A 19,711-nucleotide genomic window follows, 5' to 3' on the forward strand; every position below is an offset into this window, starting at 1 on the left:
CGAATAAGTTATATGATGAGGTGTCCTTATTACTTATAATTGGCCGATCTATTAAGGGCCAATGTATGAACCTCCAGCAATTTCGTTTTGTGCGTGAAACCATCCGGCGCGACTTCAACCTGACCGAGGCCGCCCGGATGCTCTATACCTCGCAGCCTGGAGTCTCCAAGGCCATCATCGAATTCGAAGACGAGCTGGGCATCAAGATCTTCGAACGGCATGGCAAGCGCATCAAGGGCCTGACCAAGCCGGGCCTGGCGGTGTCGCAGGTTATCGACCGCATCATGCGCGAAGTCGACAATCTGAAAAAAGTCAGCGACGAGTTCGCGCGCCGTGACGAAGGCGGGCTGGTCATTGCCTGCACCCACACGCAGGCGCGTTATCTGCTGCCGCGCGTAATTCCCGCGTTCCGCAAGCAGTTTCCCAAAGTGCACTTGTCCCTGGCAGAGGGCAGCCCGGCGCAGTTGGCCGAAATGGTCTTGCACGAACAAGCCGATCTGGCGCTGGCCACCGAGTCCCTGGCGTTGACGCCGGGCTTGGCCACGCTGCCCGTTTATGCCTGGGAGCACACCGTTGTCGTGCGGCCGGATCACCCCTTGGCCGAGCTGACATCCAGCGCCGCCAAACGCCTGTCGCTGGCGCAGCTCGCCGAGCACCCCATCGTCACGTATGACCGCGCGTTTACCGGCCGTAGCACCATCGACGAGGTGTTCGCCAACCAGGGCATCCACCCCGACATCGTGCTGGAAGCCATCGATGCCGACGTGATCAAGACCTATGTGGACGTGGGCCTGGGCATCGGCATCATTGCCGGCGTGGCGTACGACCCCCGGCGCGATTCCAACTTGGTCGGGCTGCCGGTGGGCCATCTGTTCGGCACGCACACGACGCGGGTGGGGGTGAAGTCCGGCGTGTTCCTGCGCGACTACGTCTACACGTTCCTGGAAATGCTGGCGCCGTCGCTGACGCGCGCGGTCGTGACCGAAGCAGTGCAGGGCGCGCCTAAATAGACCTTAGTTCGCACCAACAAAAAAGCGCGGCGTCTTCTGGACGGCGCGCTTTTTTTTGCGCGCAACATCCGCCAAGTGCGGGCCCCGACCGGCCGGAGAGCCGCGAGTTCCCTGGGCTTGAACAAATCTCGCTATCCCTTCCAGCTAGCTCATATAAATAATTAAATAAGAACCGATCTCATTTGAATTGACTAAAAAATAGGAATCATTATCATTACATCCAGGCTCAACGACCAGTGAGGTTCATCATGACGGCAGGACTCAGTGCAGTAGTGGTTGGCGCGGATCGTCTGGGAAATATCCCGGATCTGCTTAAAGGACACAACATCTCGATCACGCATCACATCAGCGGCCGAGACCCCTCGCACCAGAAGAAAACGCTACAACTGCCGTCGGGCACGCAACTGGTTATTTTGCTGACCGACTTCCTGGGTCACAACGTCATGAAGACGTTCCGCAACGCCGCGCAGCGCGGTGGCATCCGGGTCGTGGCTTGTCGCCGTTCGGTATGCAGCATGCAGCAAGCCCTGCAACAATGCGGCCTGTGCCCGCGCGCGGGTACGGTGCACTGAACCACCGCAATGCCAGCCATCGCCGGACCAAAAAATACTGGGGAGGCCGAAGCGGCCTGCGGCCTTCATGCCGCGAAAGAGCAATGAACATCAAGCACTGAAGCACGCATAATGAAAAACGCCGCCAGACAGAAGTCTGGCGGCGTTTTCTTTTTTTTGGGGATGGCGCCCGGACGGCGTTTTGTGTGACGATGCCCGAGGCGGAAAATCAGGGATTAATCTTGCGCTCAGTTCGCGGCGCGGGCAGAGGCCATCAGGCTGTTGTCCAGGCGGCGGGCGCCGTTGTAGCGCTTGGTCCAGTAGGCCATGGTCATGCTTTCCACACGCACCACGCCACCGGCGCTGGGCGAGTGCACGAAGCGGTCATCGCCCAGGTAGATGCCCACGTGCGAGTAACGGCGGCCCATCGTGTTGAAGAAGACCAGATCGCCGGCTTTCAGTTCGTTTTTGTCGACCGAGACGCCTTGCTGGGCGATTTCGGCGGCGTTGCGGGGCAGCTTCAGGCCCAGCGAACGTTCTGCCGAATAGGCAACCAGGCCGCTGCAATCAAAACCGGTGTCGGGGGAACTGCCGCCGAAGCGGTAGCGGATGCCCAGGTAGTTAAGGGCTTCGCTGACCATGGCGTTGTCGCCGTTGACACCCGAATGGATGCCTTTGGCTTGCTGGCGGTCGCGCTTGAACTTTTGCGTTACCAAGAGGCCGATGGGGTCATCGGCGGTGGCAACCCATTCCATTTCGTACGGATCAATCTCGGACGTATGGGCGGTTGACTTTTGCCCGGTACCTGCACAACCTGCCAGGGTCGCTACACAAGCCATCAACGCGAGCGTACGCAGACCGCGCTTTGCCTGGCCAGTGGATGAATTTAATCGCGCGAGTATGGAGTGTCGATGCATTCGCCTGGGGATGACCTGCTTTTTGACAGCAAAAGCCACGGGATTAGCCGTGGATCGGGCCGAAATGTCAGCAGAATCAACAATTATCTACAACTTCGCGGGGATTCTACCAAACTTTCATTACCAATCATTGCCGAATCGGTAATGGTTCCATGCCGCGTGGACATTTGGCAGAACTTTTTGACTTGTGGCAAGCCTCGTGCAAGGTTTGCCTACCAGAATGACCGAATGATTCGCTAAGAAATCAATCAGCCTTAAGGCGTACGAACAATACCAGGAGACAGAAATGCAAAAAACCCGGGATTTCCATTACAGATCATTGCATGACCGCGATGCGTTCTGGCGCGAGGAGGCCGGGCGTGTGCATTGGGATACGCCCTTTGAGTCTGTACTGGATTTTTCGCGCCCGCCATTCGCCAAGTGGTTCGTGGGCGGCACGACCAATCTTTGCTACAACGCCGTCGACCGGTGGCTGCCCACGCAGGGCGACAAGCCCGCGCTGATCTGGGTGTCCACCGAGGTCGACCAAGAACGCGTCTATACCCGGCAGGAGGTCTATGAAGAGGTCAACGCGGCCGCCGCCATGCTCGTGGAGCTGGGTGTTGCGCGCGGCGACCGCGTGTTGCTGTACATGCCCATGGTGCCTGAAGCCGTGTTCACCATGCTGGCCTGCGCGCGGATCGGCGCGGTGCATTCGGTGGTGTTCGGGGGCTTTGCGTCGGTCAACCTGGCGCAGCGCATCGACGATGCGGCGCCCAAAGTGGTGGTCTGCACGGATGGCGGCTCGCGCGGCGGCAAGGTGGTGCCCTACAAGCCCTTGCTGGACAAGGCGCTGAGCCTGGCGAAATCCCCGCCTGCCTCGGTCGTGGTGTTTGACCGGGGCTTGTCGCCCTTCGAACCCGTGGCCGGACGCGACCATGACTACGCCACGCTGCGCGAACGCCACCGCGGCGCCCGGGTGCCGGTGCAATGGCTGGAGTCGTCCGAACCCAGCTACATCCTCTATACGTCGGGCACCACCGGCAAGCCCAAGGGCGTGCAGCGCGACACCGGCGGCTATGCCGTGGCGCTGGCCTCGTCCATGGAATATCTGTTCAACGGCCGCGCGGGCGACACCTTTTTCTGCACCAGCGACATCGGCTGGGTGGTCGGACATTCCTATATTGTGTACGGCCCCCTTATCGGCGGGCAGACCACGCTGCTGTACGAAGGCACGCCGGTGCGCCCCGACGGCGCCATTCTGTGGCAGTTGGTGGAACGCTTTGGGGTCAACACGCTGTTCTCGGCGCCTACCGCCGTGCGGGTGCTCAAGCGCCAGGACCCCGCGCTGCTCCAGCGCCATGACCTGTCCACCCTGCGCGCGGTGTATCTGGCCGGCGAGCCGCTGGACGAGCCCACTGCCACCTGGATATCGCAAGGCCTGGGCAAGCCTATCATCGACAACTACTGGCAGACCGAGTCCGGCTGGCCGATTCTTTCCGCGCAGCCGGGCGTGGAGAACGTGCCGACCCGGTTCGGCAGCCCGTCCTTTCCCGTCTACGGTTTTGACGCGCGCATCGTCAGCGAGGCCACGGGCGAAGACCTGGGCCCGGACGAAAAGGGCGTGGTGGCCATCGTGCCGCCACTGCCGCCCGGCGCCATGTCCACCATCTGGGGCGACGATGCGCGTTTCGTGCAGACGTATTTCACGTCGATTCCGGGGCGGCAGGTGTATTCCACCTTTGATTGGGGGCGCGTGGACGCCGATGGCTATTGGTTCATCCTGGGCCGCACGGACGACGTGATCAACGTGGCGGGGCACCGTTTGGGCACGCGCGAGATCGAAGAATCCGTCAACAGCCATAGCGCCATCGCCGAATGCGCGGTGGTGGGCGTGGCCGATCCGTTGAAGGGGCAGGTGGCCATGGCGTTCGCGGTCTTGAAGAATCCCGACATGGCCGGCACGCCCGCCGGGGCAAAGCAGCTGGAAGGCGATATCATGCGCCTGGTGGAAGATCAGCTGGGCGCCGTCGCAAGGCCCGCCCGGATCCGATTCGTGGGCGCATTGCCCAAGACCCGGTCCGGCAAGGTGTTGCGCCGCGCGATCGTCGCCGTGTGCGAAGGACGCGAGCCCGGAGACCTGACGACCATTGAAGACCCATCCGCCCTGGAACAGATCAAGGAGTCGCTGCAATGAATACCAAACCCGTGCTGAGCGCCGAAGACGTCAAGAAGATCCTCGCCGCGGCCGAAGCACACGCCGTGCAGAACAAGTGGGCCGTGACCATCTCGGTGGTCGATGACGGTGGCCACCTGCTTGGCATGCTGCGCCTGGACGACGCGGCCCCGATCTCGGCGCACATCGCGCCGGCCAAGGCCAAGACCGCTGCGCTGGGCCGCCGCGAGTCGCGCATCTACGAAGAAATGATCAACAACGGCCGCGTGTCGTTCCTGTCGGCCCCGTTGATCGAAGGCATGCTGGAAGGCGGCGTGCCGGTCACCGTCAATGGCCAGGTGGTCGGCGCGGTCGGCGTGTCGGGCGTGAAGTCGACCGAAGACGTGCTGATCGCCCAAGCAGGCATTGCCGCGCTGGGCCTGTGAGCCAGACGCAATTGCCGGAACCGCCCACGGGCGGTTCCACGCCGGACGCCGGAGCAGGGCGCGACAGCGCCTTGAATCCCGGCGTGGCCAAGCGCGAGGTCTGGGCCTGGGCCATGTACGACTTCGCCAATTCCGGCTACACCACCGTCATTCTCACGGCGGTGTTCAGCACCTATTTTGTTGGCGTGGTCGGCGGCAAGGCGCCGTGGGCCACGCTGGCCTGGACCGCGGCGCTGTCGCTGTCCTATTTGCTCATCATGTTGACGATGCCCACGCTGGGCGCGCGCGCCGACGCCGCCGGCAGCAAGCGTCGGCTGCTGTATTCCAGCACCATTGGCTGCGTGGCCGCCACGCTGGTCTTGACGCAAGCCGGCCCCGGCGATGTATGGCTGGCGCTGGCGGCCATCGTGGTGTCCAACTATTGCTACTGCGTGGGTGAATCCGTGGTGGCGGCATTCCTGCCCGAACTGGCCCGGCCAGCCGCGCTGGGCCGCGTGTCGGGATGGGGCTGGAGCTTCGGCTATTGCGGCGGGATGCTTACCCTGGGCCTGTCGCTGCTGGTTGTGACCTCGGCCGAAGCCGACGGCATGACCGCCGAACATTTCGTGCCCTGGGTCATCGTTGTGACCTGCGCGGTATTCGCGCTGGCGGCGCTGCCGTCCTTCCTGTTGCTGAAAGAGCGCGCACGGCCCAAGGCCGTCAAGCCGCAAGCGCTGCACATGCTGCGCCGCCTGGCCTACGCGTGGCGCGACACGGGCCAGCACTTTCCCGAATTCCGTCGCCTGCTGATGTGCATCGCCTGCTATCAGGCGGGCATTTCGGTAGTCATCACGCTGGCCGCCGTGTATGCATCCGAAGTCATGGGCTTCACGACGCCGCAAATCATGCTGCTGGTGTTCACCGTGAACATCGGCGCGGCGGTAGGCGCGTTTTCGTTCGGCTATGTGCAAGACCGCATCGGCCACAAGCCGGCGCTGGCCATTACCCTGGGCGGCTGGATCGTGATGGTGCTGGTGGCTTATTCGGCCGTGACCGCGCCCGTATTCTGGGTGGCCGCCACGCTGGCCGGGCTGTGCATGGGCACCACCCAAAGCGCGGGCCGTGCCATGACAGGCGCGCTTGCCCCCGCTGGTCGCCTGGCCGAGTTCTATTCGCTTTGGACCTTTGCCGTGCAGCTGGCCGCCGTGATCGGGCCGCTGACCTACGGCGTGGTCACCTGGGCCACCGATGGCAATCATCGTCTGGCCATCCTGGTGACTGGCCTGTTCTTCGTGGGCGGCCTCGCCCTGTTGTCGCGCGTGGACATGAAACGCGGCTTGGCGCGCAGCCCCGCCGCCTGAATGTGCCGGGCCGCCGGCCTGCCAGGGGCGCCGCTGGGCTGCTATCCTTATGCACTGCCTTCAAGGCATCGCGCGTGATGCGCGATGCCTTGCGTTGATTGCCGGCATGTTGGCCTGATGGCCGATGCCGCCGGGTTGCAGCGGTACTGCGGGATACGGCATTGCGGGCTCTGGCCCGCATTTTGCGTAAGGTGCCCGTAAGAGCGTGGCGATACGGTGGTGGGTAGATAAAGAAACTGTCCCTGCGCCGCACTTCCTTTGTGAAGCCCGCGGTGCGGCGGCCAAGGCGAAAACAGCGGCATCAACAACAAAATCACCGTTTGGAGACAAGATCATGTCGAAAGCAATTGAGTCCGTCCTGGTAGAAACCCGCGTTTTCCCGCCGCCCGAGCGCGCGGCCAACGGAGCGGCGATTCCCAGCATGGACGCCTACAACGCGCTGTGCGCCCAGGTTGAAAACGACTTCGACGGTTTCTGGGCCGGTCAGGCCCGGGACAATCTGCAATGGACCAAGCCGTTCACGCAAGTGCTGGACGAATCCGACGCGCCGTTCTACCGCTGGTTCGGCGACGGTGAACTGAACGTATCGGCCAACTGCCTGGACGTGCACCTGACCAACGGCAACGCCGACAAGACCGCCATCATCTTCGAAGGCGATGACGGCACGGTCAACAAGGTCACCTACCGCGAACTGCTGGCGCGCGTGTGCCGCTTTGCCAATGGCCTGACCGGCCTGGGTTACAAGAAAGGCGACCGCGCCATCATCTACATGCCCATGTCGATCGAAGCCGTGGTAGCGATGCAAGCCTGCGCGCGCCTGGGCGTGACGCACTCGGTGGTGTTCGGCGGCTTTTCCGCCAAGAGTCTGCAGGAACGCATCGTGGACGTGGGCGCATCGCTGGTCATCACCGCCGACGAACAGGTGCGCGGCGGCAAGACCATTCCGCTGAAACCGGCCGTGGAAGACGCCATTGCCATGGGCGGCTGCGAAGCCGTGTCCAAGGTGATCGTGTATCGCCGCACCGGCGGCAAAGTCCAATGGAACGAGGCGCGCGACCTCTGGATGCACGATGTCGAGGCCAACCAGCCCGACACCTGCGAGCCCGTGCCGGTCAACGCCGAACACCCGCTGTTCATCCTGTACACATCCGGTTCCACCGGCAAGCCCAAGGGCGTGCAGCACTCGTCGGCCGGTTACCTGCTGTGGGCGCTGCTGACGGTGAAGTGGACCTTTGACGCCCGTAAAGACGACGTCTACTGGTGCACCGCCGACGTGGGCTGGGTTACCGGCCACACCTACATTACCTACGGCCCGCTGGCCGCCGGGCTGACGCAGGTGGTGTTCGAAGGCGTGCCCACCTATCCCAACGCCGGCCGCTTCTGGGACATGATCGCGCGCCACAAGGTCACCACGTTCTACACGGCGCCCACCGCGATCCGTTCGCTGATCAAGGCCGCCGAAGCCACGCCGGAGGCGCATCCCAAAAACTACGACCTGGACAGCCTGCGCATCATCGGCACGGTCGGTGAACCCATCAACCCCGAAGCGTGGATGTGGTATCACAAGCACATCGGCCGCGAACGCTGCCCCATCGTGGACACGTGGTGGCAGACGGAAACCGGCGGCCACATGATCACGCCGCTGCCGGGCGCCACGCCCACCAAGCCCGGTTCGTGCACGCTGCCGCTGCCGGGGATCGCTGCCGCCATCGTGGATGAAACCGGTGGCGATGTCGAAAAGGGCAATGGCGGTTTCCTGGTCATCAAGCGCCCGTGGCCCGCCATGATCCGCAACATCTGGGGCGACCCCGAGCGCTTCAAGAAAAGCTACTTCCCGTCCGAACTGCGCGGGTACTACCTGGCTGGCGACGGCGCGCAGCGCGACGCGGACGGCTATTTCTGGATCATGGGCCGCATCGACGACGTGCTGAACGTGTCGGGCCACCGCCTGGGCACGATGGAAGTCGAATCGGCGCTGGTGGCGCACGAACTGGTGGCCGAAGCCGCCGTGGTGGGCCGCCCGGATGACACCACGGGCGAAGCCGTGGTGGCGTTTGTGGTGCTCAAGCAGGCGCGTCCGGAAGGCGAACAGGCGCAAGCCATCGCCAAGCAGTTGCGCGACTGGGTCGCCAAGGAAATCGGCCCCATCGCCAAGCCCAAGGACATCCGCTTTGGCGACAACCTGCCCAAGACCCGCTCGGGCAAGATCATGCGCCGCCTGCTGCGCGTAGTGGCCAAGGGCGAGGAAGTCACGCAGGACGTTTCCACGCTTGAAAACCCCGCCATTCTGGAACAGTTGGCCAAACCGCTGTAAGCACGATCGGCCATCAGCGGCCGATCGACGTCCTGGCGACAGGAGCATAATGTCAGACGCCCGCACCGGTAAGCGCCGGTCCGGGCGTCTTTTCTTTTATTCCCCTCACAAGACGGAGCCATGGACGTGAGCCGCAGCAGTTTCGATCGCGCAGGGCTAGCCCTGATGTTCAGCACCATCGTGGTCTGGGCAGGCAGCTGGATAGCGATGAAACTGATCGTGCCCTACATCGGCCCGTTCGACTTCGTGGCGTTGCGATACGTCGTGGGCGCCTTGGTGCTGTTCGCGCTAGCCATCGCCACGCGCCGGCCGCTGGGCATGCCGCCCTGGAAGCTGACCTTGCTGATCGGCTTGACGCAAACGGCCGGATTCCAGGGCTTCGTGCAGACGGCGCTGGTGTCGGGCGGCGTGGGCAAGGTATCGCTGATGGCCTACACCATGCCGTTCTGGGTGGTGCTGTTTGCGTGGTGGCTGCTGGGCGAACGCCCATCCGCCAAGCATGGCGTGGGCATCGGCCTGGCGGCGATCGGCCTGATCTGTTTCGTGGAGCCCTGGAATGGCCTGGGCGATATCCGGCCCGTGCTGTTGGGCCTGGGCAGCGGCCTGTGCTGGGGCGTGGGCACGGTGCTGTCCAAGCGCATGTTCGAACGGCACGCGCCTGACGTCATGACGTTCACGGCCTGGCAGATGTTGTTTGGCGGGCTGGTCATGGTGCCCGTGGCGTATCTCGTGCCGCAGATCAGCGCGCAGTGGGGCTGGCAGTTGTGGGCGGGCATGACCTACATCGTCTTGATTGCCACAGCCGCCGGCTGGCTGCTGTGGTTGCAAGTGGTGCGCCGCGTGCCCGCATCCATCGCCGGCCTGTCCAGCCTGGGCGTGCCTGTTGTGGCCATGTTGCTGGCGTGGGCCATTCTGTCCGAACGGCCGTCGCTGGGCGAGCTGGGCGGCATGGTTCTTATCCTGGCCGGCATCTTCGTGGTCAGCCGCGCGGCGCCCGCCGCCCGCGCCGCGTAATCCGCGGGCTTTTCGATTTCCCTTCCCGATCTCCTTTTTCCCTCTCAAGGATTCCCCATGATCGATCTGCGTAGCGACACTGTCACACGACCGACGCCCGCCATGTTGCAGGCCATGGTTTCCGCCCCGTTGGGCGATGACGTGATGGGCGACGACCCCACCGTGATCCAGTTGCAGGCTGCCGTGGCCGAGCGCGCCGGCAAGGCGGCCGGCCTGTTCTTTCCGTCGGGTACGCAAAGCAACCTGGCCGCGCTGATGGCGCATTGCGATCGTGGCGACGAATACCTGGTGGGCCAGCTGGCGCACACCTACAAGTACGAAGGCGGCGGCGCGGCCGTGCTGGGCAGCATCCAGCCGCAGCCCATCGAGCACGCCGAAGATGGTTCCTTGCCGCTGGAAAAGCTGGCGGCCGCCGTCAAGCCCCAGGGCGATCCGCACTTTGCGCGCACGCGTTTGCTGGCGCTGGAAAACACGTTTCACGGCAGGCTGATTCCCGCCGGCTACATCCAGGCCGCCACCGACTGGGCGCGCAAAGAAGGCTTGGCCACGCACCTGGACGGGGCGCGTGTGTTCAACGCAGCGGTGGCCAGTGGCAAGCCGCTGGCCGACATGTGCCAGCCCTTCGACTCGGTTTCCATTTGTTTTTCAAAAGGCCTGGGCGCGCCCGTGGGCTCGGTGCTGGTCGGCAGCGCGGAACTGATCGGTCGCGCACACCGCTGGCGCAAGATGCTGGGCGGCGGCTTGCGCCAGTCCGGCGTGCTGGCCGCGGCCTGCCTGTATGCGCTGGACCATCATGTGACGCGCCTGGCAGAAGACCACGAGAATGCCCGCGCCTTGGCCGAAGGCCTGCGCGGCATTGCCGGCGTTAAGGTGTTGAGCCAGGACACCAACATGCTGTTCGTGGAATTCCAGCCGTCCCGTTGCGATGCGCTGACCGAAGCGCTGGGCAAGGAAGGCATCCTGATGCGCGCGGTGTACGGCGGGCCGACGCGCCTGGTCACGCACCTGGACGTGTCGGCCGACGACGTCCAGCGCGTGGTGCAGGCGGTGGCGCGCCACCTGGCCTGATAGCGGCTGATAGCGGCCCAGGGGGCGGCGGGCAGCGTCAGGCGCCGGCGCGCAGCACGTCCGCCAGCACCGAGAACAGCTCGTCGATCTGGGCGCGTTCGATGATGAGCGGGGGCGACAGCAGCATCGTGTCGCCCGCCGACCGGATCAGGCAGCCGCGTTCCAGGCAGGCGTTGTGCACGGCATAGGCGCGCTGCCCCGGCTGACCCTCCAGCGGCGCCAGTTCAATGGCGGCCAGCAGGCCGATGTTGCGGATGTCCACCACATGCGGCAGCCCCTTCAGGCTGTGCGCGGCGTCTTCCCAGTAACGCGCCAGTTCCTGGCTGCGTTGGAACAAGCCCTCGCGACGGCAGATGTCCAGCGTCGCCAAGCCCGCCGCGCAGGCCACGGGGTGGCCCGAATACGTGTATCCGTGCGAGAGCTCGATGGCGCTTTCCGGCCCTTGCATGAAGGCGTCGTACACGTGTTGCTGCACCAGCGTTGCGCCCATCGGAATCGCCCCGTTGGTCAGGCCCTTGGCGCTGGTGATGATGTCGGGCTTGACGCCGAAATAGGGCGATGCGAACGCGCCGTCGATGCGTCCGAATGCGCAGATCACCTCATCGAAAATCAGCAGGATGCCGTGCGCATCGCAGATCTCGCGCAGCCGTTGCAGATAGCCGCGCGGCGGCACGATCACGCCGGTGGAACCGGCCACCGGTTCAACGATGACGGCCGCGATGGTCGAGGCGTCGTGCAGCGCCACAATGCGCTCCAGCGTGTCGGCCAGGTGCGCGCCCCAATCCGGCTGACCGCGCGTGTACGCCATCTGCTGGCGATCATAGGTGTGGGGCAGGTGGTCCACATAGGGCAGCAGATTGCCAAAGGGTTTGCGATGCCCGCCGATGCCCGACACGGACAGGCCGCCGAACCCCACGCCGTGATACGAGCGTTCGCGCCCGATCAGCCGCACGCGCTGGCCTTGGCCGCGCGCCCGGTGATAGCCCAGTGCAATCTTCAGCGCGGTGTCCACCGCTTCGGATCCCGAGTTGGAAAAGAACACATTGGAAAAGCCGTCGGGCGCCTCGGCGCACAACGCGTCCGCCAGTTCAAAGGCCAGGGGATGGCTCATCTGGAACGACGGTGCGTAATCCAGGTCGTGCGCGGTCCGCGCGATGGCCTCCACGATTTCCGGGCGGCGATGGCCCGCGTTCACGCACCACAAGCCGGCGATGCCGTCCAGGACGCGGCGGCCGTCCGGCCGGATGTAGTGCATGCCTTCGGCGGCGGCAAACAGTACCGGGTTGCGCTTGACCCGCCGGTTGGCGGTAAACGGCATCCAATAGGCGTCGGTTTGAGAAAGGGCGGAGGGGGACGAGGACATGGGGACGATCCTGCTTCAGGAGAGTTCAGGTTCGTCTATTTTGTATTAATACATCGATAAATACAATACGAGTCGTCGCGCAGGCCCATCCGCGGCGCATCATGCAGTCGCGCGCGAGCCCACCCTGGCCGAAGCGGGCGCAGGCGGGGGGGTAAGCGGGTCAGGAGGCTTGGAGCGACGCTTTCAGGTGGCGGCGCATCAATTGCGACGCCCATTCCTGGTCGCCGGATTCCAGCGCGTCGATGATTTGCAGGTGTTCGTTGCTGGAATTGACGAAACGCGCGTCGCGATAGAACGCAGCGTGCTCTTCCAGCCGGCGCAGGTGGTTTTGCTGCTGCACCGCTTGCAGGATGTAGCGGTTGCCGGAGAACCGCGCCAGGAGCTCGTGGAACGACGCATTCAGGCCAAAAAATTCAGTAGCCGAAATGTCGGCGTCGTCGCGCTGGATCAAGGCCTCATGCGCGGCCCGCATGCGCGCCAGCGCCGGTTTGTCCACGCGGAATGTGGGCTCCAGGAGCCCGGCGCATTCCACCGTCATGCGGAAACGATAGCTTTCGTTCAGCGCTTCGGCGCTTTCCAGCGACGGGGCAAATTGCCAGCCATGCCCCTTGCGCTTCTCGATCAGGCCATCCGCCGACAGTTGCAGCAAGGTCTTGGCCAGCACACTGCGCGGCGCGTCATAGCGCTGCAACAGATCACGTTCGGTAAAGGTCTCGGGCAGTTGGCGCGACGCGCGGTCATCGATCAACTGGCGCGTCAGCTCTTCCTGCGTGGGGCCGGCCCCTTCAATGGCCGGGGGCGCTGACGCCGCAGCATGGTCGGACACGGTATAGCCGCTGTTGGGCCGATGCGTGATCAAGCCTTGAGCGGCCAGCAGGCGCAGCGCGCCGCGTACTGGCGTGCGCGACACCTCGTAAGCGGCCGCCAGTGTTTCTTCCGACAGGTGTGCGCCGGGCTCGTGCCGCCGCGCCACGATGTCTTCGGCGATGTGTCGCGCCAGGTCGACTTGCAGCGGAGTAGGGCGGGCAGGAGCGGCGGGGGGCATGGCGCGTCAGAGGGGAAAAGGGCAGGCAAGGATCGTAGGGCAATGGTACCGGAGCGCCATCGCTTTTGAATCAGGCCCGGGCAAACCCTAATATTGAACTTTTTACTATATTAGTACAAAATTTGGCCGTCGATTCTGACCGTATCACCCAGGCCGCCGTTCGGCCCTATCCGGAGTTTTGCTAGCGTGACGATGCCTACCCCGTTTCCCCTGGTCGACGTCCAGGGCAGTCCTTATGAACGCGGCCGCCAGCATGGCTCGGCGGTGCCGGAACACGTGGCGCGCAGCGTGGCCTTGTATCGGGGCCAGCTGGAACGCCGTGGCGTGGACGCCGCCCGCCTGAAGGAACTGGCCGCTGCCATGGTGCCGGTGGTGGGCGACTACGACGCTGCCTACCTGGAAGAATTGCGCGGCATTGCCGATGGCGCCGGACAGTCGCTGGAAGACGTGGTGGTCATCAACTGCCGCACCGAAATGATGTTCGGCCATGCCGAACTGGGCCGGGCCCGCAAGGGGCTGGACGACGGCTGCACCGGCCTGGTCGTATTGCCCGAAGCCAGCGCCGAGGGCAAGTTGATGCACGCCCACAACTGGGACTGGCGCGAAGAATGCGTCGACACCGGCATCGTCGTGCGCATGCGCCGTGAAGACGGGCCCGACCTGTTGATGTTCACCGAGGCGGGCAGCCTGGCGCGCCACGGTTTCAACAGCGCGGGCGTATCGCTGTCCGGCAATTTCCTGTCTTGCGAACAAGACTATCAACGGCCCGCACAGGTGCCGCTGGTGCTGGTGCGCCGCAAGATGCTGGAAGCCACCAACATCTGCAACGCCATGAAAGTGCTGTGGGCGTCGCGCCGCTTCTGCTCCAACAACCTGATGCTGGCCCAGGCACAGGGCGAGGCCGTGGACCTGGAATGCGCGCCGGACGAAATCTTCTGGATCACGCCGCAGGACGGCCTGCTGGTGCATGCCAACCACTGGATCAGCCCGACCGCGCGCGCCAAGTTGTTCGACAAGGGCCTGGCCGCCAACCCTGATTCCATCTATCGCCAGCGACGCGTTGAGGACATGCTTGCGCGCCAGGGCGGCAAGGTCGGTTGGGATGCCGTCAAGCGCATCCTGGCCGATGATTTCGCCGCGCCCGACGGCGTGCTGCGTTCGCCCAAGCCGGCCAGCTTCGACAGCATTTCGGCCACCGTGGCCACCACGCTGATGGAGCCGGAAAGCGGCGTGATGTGGATTGCACGCAAGCCCTATGAGGGCCGCAATTTTGCTGAATACCGGCTGTTCTAAGCCGCGCCAGGAGACCATTTCATGACGTCGAAAGTCTTGCGCGGCAAGCGCGCGCTAATGTTATCCGCTGCCCTGGCCGGCGCCTTGACGGGCCTGCCGGGGCTGAGCCAAACGCAAACCCCCGCGTCGTCCCCGCTGCCCGAGATCCGCTACGCCGAAGGCTCGGGCACGCCCACGTCCGTGCCCGGCGGCCGCTCGCGCAACACGTCCACCGACAACGTGCTGGCTCACGTGGTCGAATCGCTGGTCGCGCTGCGCGCGGACATGAGCGTGGGCCCCATGCTGGCCGACAGCTGGACGCTGTCCGACGACAAGCGCAGCTATACCTTCAAGCTGCGCCAGGGCGTGACCTTCCACGATGGCTCGCCGATGACGTCAAGCGACGTCAAATGGACGTACGGCTACCTGACCGGCGCGCAATCCGAATACGCCTGCAAGAACCTTTACGACGGTAGCAAGGGCGCCAAGGTGGTGGACGTGCAAACGCCGGACCCCGGCACCGTGGTCTTCACGCTGGATGCGCCCTATGCGCTGTTCCTGGACCAGATGGCCAGCGTGCAATGCCCGATGCCGGTGCTCAGCCCGAAAAGCGTCGACGCCGACGGCAAGTGGATCAAGCCCATCGGCACCGGCCCGTACGTACTGGCCGAATGGAAGAAAGAACAATATGTGCTGCTGACGCCGTATGCCGGCTATGTGCCGCGTAGCGAGGCGGCCAGCGGCATGGCCGGCAAGAAAGTGGCATCGGCCAATGTGCGCTTTGTGGTGATTCCGGACGCCGCCGCGCAAAAGGCCGCGCTGATGGCCGGCCAGGTTGACGCCTACAACGCCGACGAAGACAACCTGCCGGCGAAAGACCCGCGCTGGTCCATCGTCACCGAGCAAGGGCTGGATACCGTTAACCTGTTGATGCAGACGCGCGCGCCGCTACTGTCCGACGTCAACATGCGCCGCGCCATCGCGCTGGCGCTGGATTTTCCCGCCATCGCCCGCGCGCTGAACAACGGTCAGGCGGCGTACAACCCGTCGCTGGTGCCCACGGCAAGCGTGTACTACTCCGAGGCCGACAAGGCGGGCTACGAAAAGAACCTGAACGAGGTCAAGCGCCTGTTGCAGGCCGCCAATTACCGAGGCGAAACGCTGAAGTTGCAGGCCAACAAGCGCTATCCCTACCTGTACCGCGTGGCAGTGGTCACCCAGCAGTTGCTGAACAAGGCTGGCATCAAGACCGAGCTGGACATGCTGGAATGGGGCACGCAGGTCACGAACTTTCGCGAAGGCAAGTTCCAACTGATGGCCTTTGCGTATTCGGCGCGCACCGAGCCCGCGCTGATGTATCGCGACGTGATCGGCGACAAGTCCAGGACGCCCATGGCGCAATGGGAAAGCCCCGAGGCCGCGGCCCTGCTTGAAGGCATCGAGGCCGAGTCCGACACGGCCACGCGCAAGCAGGCGTTCGACAAGCTGCACGCGCTGATGCTGCGCGATACGCCGCTGCTGATGTACTACAACAAGCCCGGCTACGTCGTCGTATCCAGCCAGCTTCACGGCTTTACCGGCTGGCCGCTGCGCAAGCCGCGTTTCTTCAACGTCACCAAGAACTGAGGCGCCGTGCTGGGCTATCTAACCAAGCGCATCGCGGCGGCGGTGCCCACGATCATCGTGGTGACAGTGCTGGTCTTCGGCATGATCCGCGCCATACCCGGCGACCCCGCATCGCTGATGCTGGGCGACATCGACAACCCCGCGCTGCTGGCCGAAATGCGCCACGCCCTGGGCCTGGACCGCCCCGTGGGCGAGCAGTTCCTGATCTGGGTCGGCAATGCGCTGCATGGCGATCTGGGCATGTCCATCGCGCGCCGCGAGCCCGTCATGCACCTGGTCCTGACGCATTTCGCGGTGACGGCGCAGGTGGTGTTGACGGCAACGTTGCTGGCCTGCCTGGTGGCCATTCCCGCCGGCATGATTGCGGCGTGGCGGCAAAACCGGCGCGCGGATACGGCCATCGTTTCCACCTCGATACTGTTCGTGTCCATGCCCAGCTTCTGGGTCGGCATTCTGCTGATCTGGCTGTTTGGCGTGAAGCTGAACTGGCTGCCCGTGTATGGCTTTGAGTCGATGGCGCAAAGCGGTCTGGGCGCGTTGAAGTACTTGGTGCTGCCGGTATGCGCCATCGTGTTGACCGAGATTGCCGCGATCACGCGGATGATGCGCGCCAGCACCATCGAAACGTTGCGGCTGGAATACGTGGCGCACGCGCGCGCCAAGGGGCTGCCCGAAAAGCGCGTGATGCTGCGGCACGTGTTGCCCAATTCCTTCGGCCCCACGCTCACCGTCATCGGCCTGATGCTGGGCCATCTGTTGTCGGGCGCGGCGGTGATCGAAACCGTCTTCACCTTGCCGGGGATCGGCCGGCTGTTGGTGGAAAGCATCTATGCACGGGACTACCCGGTGGTGCAGGGCTGCCTGCTGTTTATTGCGTTGTTGTACGTGGCGGTCAATCTGGTGGTGGATCTGCTGTATCCGCTGTTCGATCCGCGCGTGAAGCTTCAATAGGAACGTCATGACGGGTTTCAAACCGGGTTTCAAACATACCAATGCCGTGGTGGGCGGCGCGCTGGTGGCGGGCGTGGTGCTGCTGGCGCTGGTGGGGCTGGTGTACACGCCGCACGATCCGCTGGAAGGCGATCTGCTGGCGCGCTTTTCGCCGCCGTCGTCCGAATATTGGTTGGGCACCGACGAGTTTGGTCGCGACGTCTTGTCGCGCCTGATGGCGGGCGCGGGCGTCAGCGTGGCGGTCAGCGTGTTCTCGGTGCTGCTGGCCTTGGTGCTGGGCACGACCATCGGCGTGGCGGCGGGCTATGCGGGCGGTTGGGTGGATCGTGGCATCAGCGTGCTGGTCGATTCCATGATGGCGTTTCCCGGCTTGCTGCTGGCGCTGGGCATCATGACGGTGCTGGGGCCGTCCAAGTGGGGCGTGGTGCTGGCGCTGGGCCTGGCGTATTCGCCATCCGTCTCGCGCATTGCGCGCGGCGCGGCGCTGTCGCTGCGGCAGCGTGACTTCGTCATCGCCTCGCGCGCCACCGGGCATAGCGGCCTGTGGACGGTGTTCCGCCACGTGCTGCCCAACTGCGTGGCGCCGCTGCTGATCTTCGCAACGTCCATCTTCGGGTCGGCGCTGCTGGCGGAAAGCGCCTTGTCCTTTCTGGGGCTCGGCGTGCCGCCACCGTTGGCGACGTGGGGCGGCATGCTGTCCGAAAGCCGCAACGCCATGGACCAGGCGATCTGGCTGGCGCTGTTTCCGGGCGCGATGATTTCGCTAAGCCTGCTGGGCATCAACCTGCTGGGCGACGCCGTGCGCGACCGCCTGGATCCGCGCATGCGGGGGGTGACGGCATGAACGCACCTGACCTTTCCCTGGCCGGCGCTGCGCCCTTGTTGTCGGTGCGCGATCTGGAAATCCGCTTTCCCGGCAAGCGCGATGCCGCACCGGTGGTAAACCGCGTGTCCTTTGACCTGAAGGCGGGTGAATCGCTGTCCATCGTGGGCGAATCCGGCAGCGGCAAGACGCTGATCGGCAAGGCGCTGTTGGGCCTGTTGCCGGATGCCGCGCGCATGACTAACGGGCAGGCATTGTTCGACGGCCGCGACGTGCTGCCGCAAAGTGCGCGCGACTGGCAGGCCACGCGCGGCACCGGTATCGGCATGGTGTTCCAGGAACCCATGGTGTCCCTGAACCCCGCGTTCCGCGTGGGCGAACAGCTGACAGAAGCCCTGGTCCTGCGGCGGGGCATGACGCGCAGCGCGGCCTGGGATGCGGCCGTTCAGATGCTGGAACGCGTGCGGGTGCGCGATGCGCGCGATTGCATGAAGCGGTATCCCCACGAATTCTCGGGCGGCATGCGGCAGCGCATCCTGCTGGCCGGCGTCATGCTGCTCAAGCCGCGCCTGTTGATCGCCGATGAACCCACCACCGCGCTGGACTGTGTCGTGCAAAAAGAAGTGCTGGACCTGATGGTCGAGCTGACGCGCGAGCAAGGCACGGCGCTGATCTTCATCAGCCACAATCTGGCGCTGGTGGCCGCGTACACGCAGCGCGTGCTGGTGATGTGCCGGGGGCGCGCGGTGGAAACGGGGGAAGTATCGCAAGTGCTGTCGCGTCCGGCGGACCCGTACACCTTGAGCTTGCTGGACGCGCTGCCCAAACGCGGCCCGGCGCGCGCGCCTGTGACGGGTGCGCCGATCTTGCAGGTGGATCAACTGGCCATCGACTACGCCGTACGCGGTGGCTGGTGCCGCAAGCGCTACGTGCGCGCCGTGCATCAGGCGAGTTTTCACGTGGCGCCCGGTGAAACGCTGGCCATCGTGGGTGAATCCGGCAGTGGCAAGACGACCGTCATGATGTCGATTCTGGGCCTGGTGCCGCAGGCGCAGGGGCGCATTGCGCTGGATGGGCAAGCGTTGCCGCCGGGCGGCGAGGGTGGCATCTGGCGCACGGCGCGCCGCCGCATTCAGATGGTCTTCCAGGACCCGTACTCGTCGCTCGATCCGCGCATGACCATCGGCGCGCTGGTGGGCGAGGGGCTGCGGCTGGAAGCGGGCATCACGCCGGATGCCCGGCAACAGCGCGTGGATCAGGCGTTGCGCGATGTGGGTTTGGGCGACGGCTATGCCGAGCGCTATGCGCATGAGCTGTCGGGCGGGCAACGCCAGCGCGTCGCCATTGCGCGGGCGCTGGTGATGCGGCCGGAAGTGATCATCGCGGACGAACCCGTGTCGGCGCTGGACGTGACCGTGCAGAAGCAGGTTCTGGAAACGCTGATGTCATTGCAGCGTTCCTATGGCTTTGCGTGTCTGCTGATCTCCCATGACCTGGGCGTGGTCGAGCAGATCGCCGACCGCGTGGTCGTCATGCTGCGCGGGCATATCGTCGAAGAAGGATCGCGCGACGAGGTGTTCGACCATCCGACGCATCCGTACACGCGCCGGCTGTTGCAGGCCGTGCCCGAATTGCGCGGCAATGCGGCAGACGGATTCCGTGTGCAAGTGCGCGAGCTGCCCGCCGGCACGCGCCGCGCCGATGCGGACTACTTTGATCCGTCCCGCAGCGCGGACGAGGCCGCGCCTGCCATGACGCGGTGGCCGCATCCGGCGCCACGCATCGCGTTGCGCTGGCAGCCGGCGTGGCGTTGGCCGAAACGGTAGCCGCCTGACGC

The 19,711-nt window shown here is 64.6% G+C and carries 16 protein-coding genes; 13 read left to right on the plus strand and 3 right to left on the minus strand.

What is annotated here, in order from left to right:
- Positions 1-65 precede the first annotated feature (65 nt).
- Together KYT87_RS06660 and KYT87_RS06665 are read left to right on the plus strand one after the other, a co-directional pair.
- Complete coding sequence (locus KYT87_RS06660; protein ID WP_006218069.1) at positions 66-1,010, plus strand: CysB family HTH-type transcriptional regulator; 945 nt, start codon at positions 66-68, stop codon at positions 1,008-1,010.
- A 248-nt stretch (positions 1,011-1,258) separates the two neighbouring features.
- On the plus strand, positions 1,259-1,582 hold the full coding sequence (locus KYT87_RS06665) for a DUF2325 domain-containing protein (protein ID WP_035212827.1): 324 nt from the start codon (positions 1,259-1,261) through the stop codon (positions 1,580-1,582).
- 227 nt (positions 1,583-1,809) lie between these two features.
- On the opposite strand, the gene KYT87_RS06670 is transcribed toward KYT87_RS06665, so the two are convergent.
- Positions 1,810-2,478: a C40 family peptidase gene (locus KYT87_RS06670; protein ID WP_219991884.1), complete on the minus strand. Its 669-nt coding sequence runs from the start codon at positions 2,476-2,478 to the stop codon at positions 1,810-1,812.
- A 286-nt stretch (positions 2,479-2,764) separates the two neighbouring features.
- Here KYT87_RS06670 and KYT87_RS06675 point away from each other — a divergent pair, with 286 nt between their 5' ends.
- From KYT87_RS06675 to ltaE, 6 genes are all read left to right on the plus strand, one after another.
- Positions 2,765-4,654, plus strand: a complete 1,890-nt coding sequence (locus KYT87_RS06675; RefSeq protein ID WP_219991885.1) for a propionate--CoA ligase — start codon at positions 2,765-2,767, stop codon at positions 4,652-4,654.
- On the plus strand, positions 4,651-5,058 hold the full coding sequence (locus KYT87_RS06680) for a heme-binding protein (RefSeq protein WP_120154293.1): 408 nt from the start codon (positions 4,651-4,653) through the stop codon (positions 5,056-5,058). The genes KYT87_RS06675 and KYT87_RS06680 overlap by 4 nt, the downstream gene beginning before the upstream one ends.
- Positions 5,055-6,398 carry an MFS transporter gene (locus tag KYT87_RS06685; RefSeq protein ID WP_219991886.1) on the plus strand — a complete coding sequence of 448 codons (1,344 nt, stop codon included), beginning with the start codon at positions 5,055-5,057 and terminating at the stop codon, positions 6,396-6,398. Before KYT87_RS06680 ends, KYT87_RS06685 begins: the two co-directional genes overlap by 4 nt.
- Before the next feature lie 334 nt (positions 6,399-6,732).
- Complete coding sequence (gene acs / locus KYT87_RS06690; RefSeq protein ID WP_104143045.1) at positions 6,733-8,712, plus strand: acetate--CoA ligase; 1,980 nt, start codon at positions 6,733-6,735, stop codon at positions 8,710-8,712.
- Positions 8,713-8,838: 126 nt separating this feature from the next.
- Positions 8,839-9,726 carry a DMT family transporter gene (locus KYT87_RS06695; RefSeq protein WP_143215205.1) on the plus strand — a complete coding sequence of 296 codons (888 nt, stop codon included), beginning with the start codon at positions 8,839-8,841 and terminating at the stop codon, positions 9,724-9,726.
- Between the two features lie 57 nt (positions 9,727-9,783).
- The gene (ltaE, locus tag KYT87_RS06700) at positions 9,784-10,794 is read left to right on the plus strand and encodes a low-specificity L-threonine aldolase (protein ID WP_219991887.1); all 1,011 of its coding nucleotides are present in this window, start codon (positions 9,784-9,786) and stop codon (positions 10,792-10,794) included.
- Positions 10,795-10,831: 37 nt separating this feature from the next.
- Here the strand turns inward: ltaE and KYT87_RS06705 are convergent, their stop codons facing one another.
- Both KYT87_RS06705 and KYT87_RS06710 read right to left on the minus strand, forming a co-directional pair.
- Positions 10,832-12,157, minus strand: coding sequence for an aspartate aminotransferase family protein (locus KYT87_RS06705; protein ID WP_219991888.1), 1,326 nt, complete (start codon positions 12,155-12,157; stop codon positions 10,832-10,834).
- 160 nt (positions 12,158-12,317) lie between these two features.
- Positions 12,318-13,202 (minus strand): GntR family transcriptional regulator, encoded by an 885-nt coding sequence (locus KYT87_RS06710; protein ID WP_046802625.1) that lies wholly within the window; start codon positions 13,200-13,202, stop codon positions 12,318-12,320.
- Between the two features lie 192 nt (positions 13,203-13,394).
- Between KYT87_RS06710 and KYT87_RS06715 the strand changes: the two genes are divergently transcribed.
- The 5 genes from KYT87_RS06715 to KYT87_RS06735 are packed head-to-tail and all read left to right on the plus strand — an operon-like array spanning position 13,395 to position 19,700.
- Positions 13,395-14,495: a C45 family peptidase gene (locus KYT87_RS06715; RefSeq protein ID WP_219992604.1), complete on the plus strand. Its 1,101-nt coding sequence runs from the start codon at positions 13,395-13,397 to the stop codon at positions 14,493-14,495.
- Between the two features lie 21 nt (positions 14,496-14,516).
- Complete coding sequence (locus tag KYT87_RS06720; protein ID WP_219991889.1) at positions 14,517-16,100, plus strand: ABC transporter substrate-binding protein; 1,584 nt, start codon at positions 14,517-14,519, stop codon at positions 16,098-16,100.
- Between the two features lie 6 nt (positions 16,101-16,106).
- Entirely contained in the window at positions 16,107-17,051 is a 945-nt protein-coding gene (locus KYT87_RS06725; protein WP_046802627.1) for an ABC transporter permease, read from the plus strand.
- Positions 17,052-17,058: 7 nt separating this feature from the next.
- On the plus strand, positions 17,059-17,895 hold the full coding sequence (locus KYT87_RS06730; protein ID WP_104143054.1) for an ABC transporter permease: 837 nt from the start codon (positions 17,059-17,061) through the stop codon (positions 17,893-17,895).
- Entirely contained in the window at positions 17,892-19,700 is a 1,809-nt protein-coding gene (locus tag KYT87_RS06735; protein ID WP_255593976.1) for an ABC transporter ATP-binding protein, read from the plus strand. Before KYT87_RS06730 ends, KYT87_RS06735 begins: the two co-directional genes overlap by 4 nt.
- The last annotated feature ends 11 nt before the right edge of the window (positions 19,701-19,711 follow it).

It is taken from the genome of Achromobacter sp. ES-001, assembly GCF_019448355.1.
GTDB classification, from domain to species: Bacteria; Pseudomonadota; Gammaproteobacteria; order Burkholderiales; family Burkholderiaceae_B; genus Achromobacter; species Achromobacter spanius_B.

Coding starts and splice junctions, on each gene's coding strand:
- KYT87_RS06680 (WP_120154293.1), top strand. CDS start 4,651: ATGAATACCAAACCCGTGCTGAGCGCCGAAGACGTCAAGAAGATCCTC.
- KYT87_RS06720 (WP_219991889.1), top strand. CDS start 14,517: ATGACGTCGAAAGTCTTGCGCGGCAAGCGCGCGCTAATGTTATCCGCT.
- KYT87_RS06665 (WP_035212827.1), top strand. CDS start 1,259: ATGACGGCAGGACTCAGTGCAGTAGTGGTTGGCGCGGATCGTCTGGGA.
- KYT87_RS06715 (WP_219992604.1), top strand. CDS start 13,395: ATGCCTACCCCGTTTCCCCTGGTCGACGTCCAGGGCAGTCCTTATGAA.
- acs (WP_104143045.1), top strand. CDS start 6,733: ATGTCGAAAGCAATTGAGTCCGTCCTGGTAGAAACCCGCGTTTTCCCG.
- KYT87_RS06675 (WP_219991885.1), top strand. CDS start 2,765: ATGCAAAAAACCCGGGATTTCCATTACAGATCATTGCATGACCGCGAT.
- ltaE (WP_219991887.1), top strand. CDS start 9,784: ATGATCGATCTGCGTAGCGACACTGTCACACGACCGACGCCCGCCATG.
- KYT87_RS06730 (WP_104143054.1), top strand. CDS start 17,059: ATGACGGGTTTCAAACCGGGTTTCAAACATACCAATGCCGTGGTGGGC.
- KYT87_RS06660 (WP_006218069.1), top strand. CDS start 66: ATGAACCTCCAGCAATTTCGTTTTGTGCGTGAAACCATCCGGCGCGAC.
- KYT87_RS06735 (WP_255593976.1), top strand. CDS start 17,892: ATGAACGCACCTGACCTTTCCCTGGCCGGCGCTGCGCCCTTGTTGTCG.
- KYT87_RS06710 (WP_046802625.1), bottom strand. CDS start 13,202: ATGCCCCCCGCCGCTCCTGCCCGCCCTACTCCGCTGCAAGTCGACCTG.
- KYT87_RS06705 (WP_219991888.1), bottom strand. CDS start 12,157: ATGTCCTCGTCCCCCTCCGCCCTTTCTCAAACCGACGCCTATTGGATG.
- KYT87_RS06670 (WP_219991884.1), bottom strand. CDS start 2,478: ATGCATCGACACTCCATACTCGCGCGATTAAATTCATCCACTGGCCAG.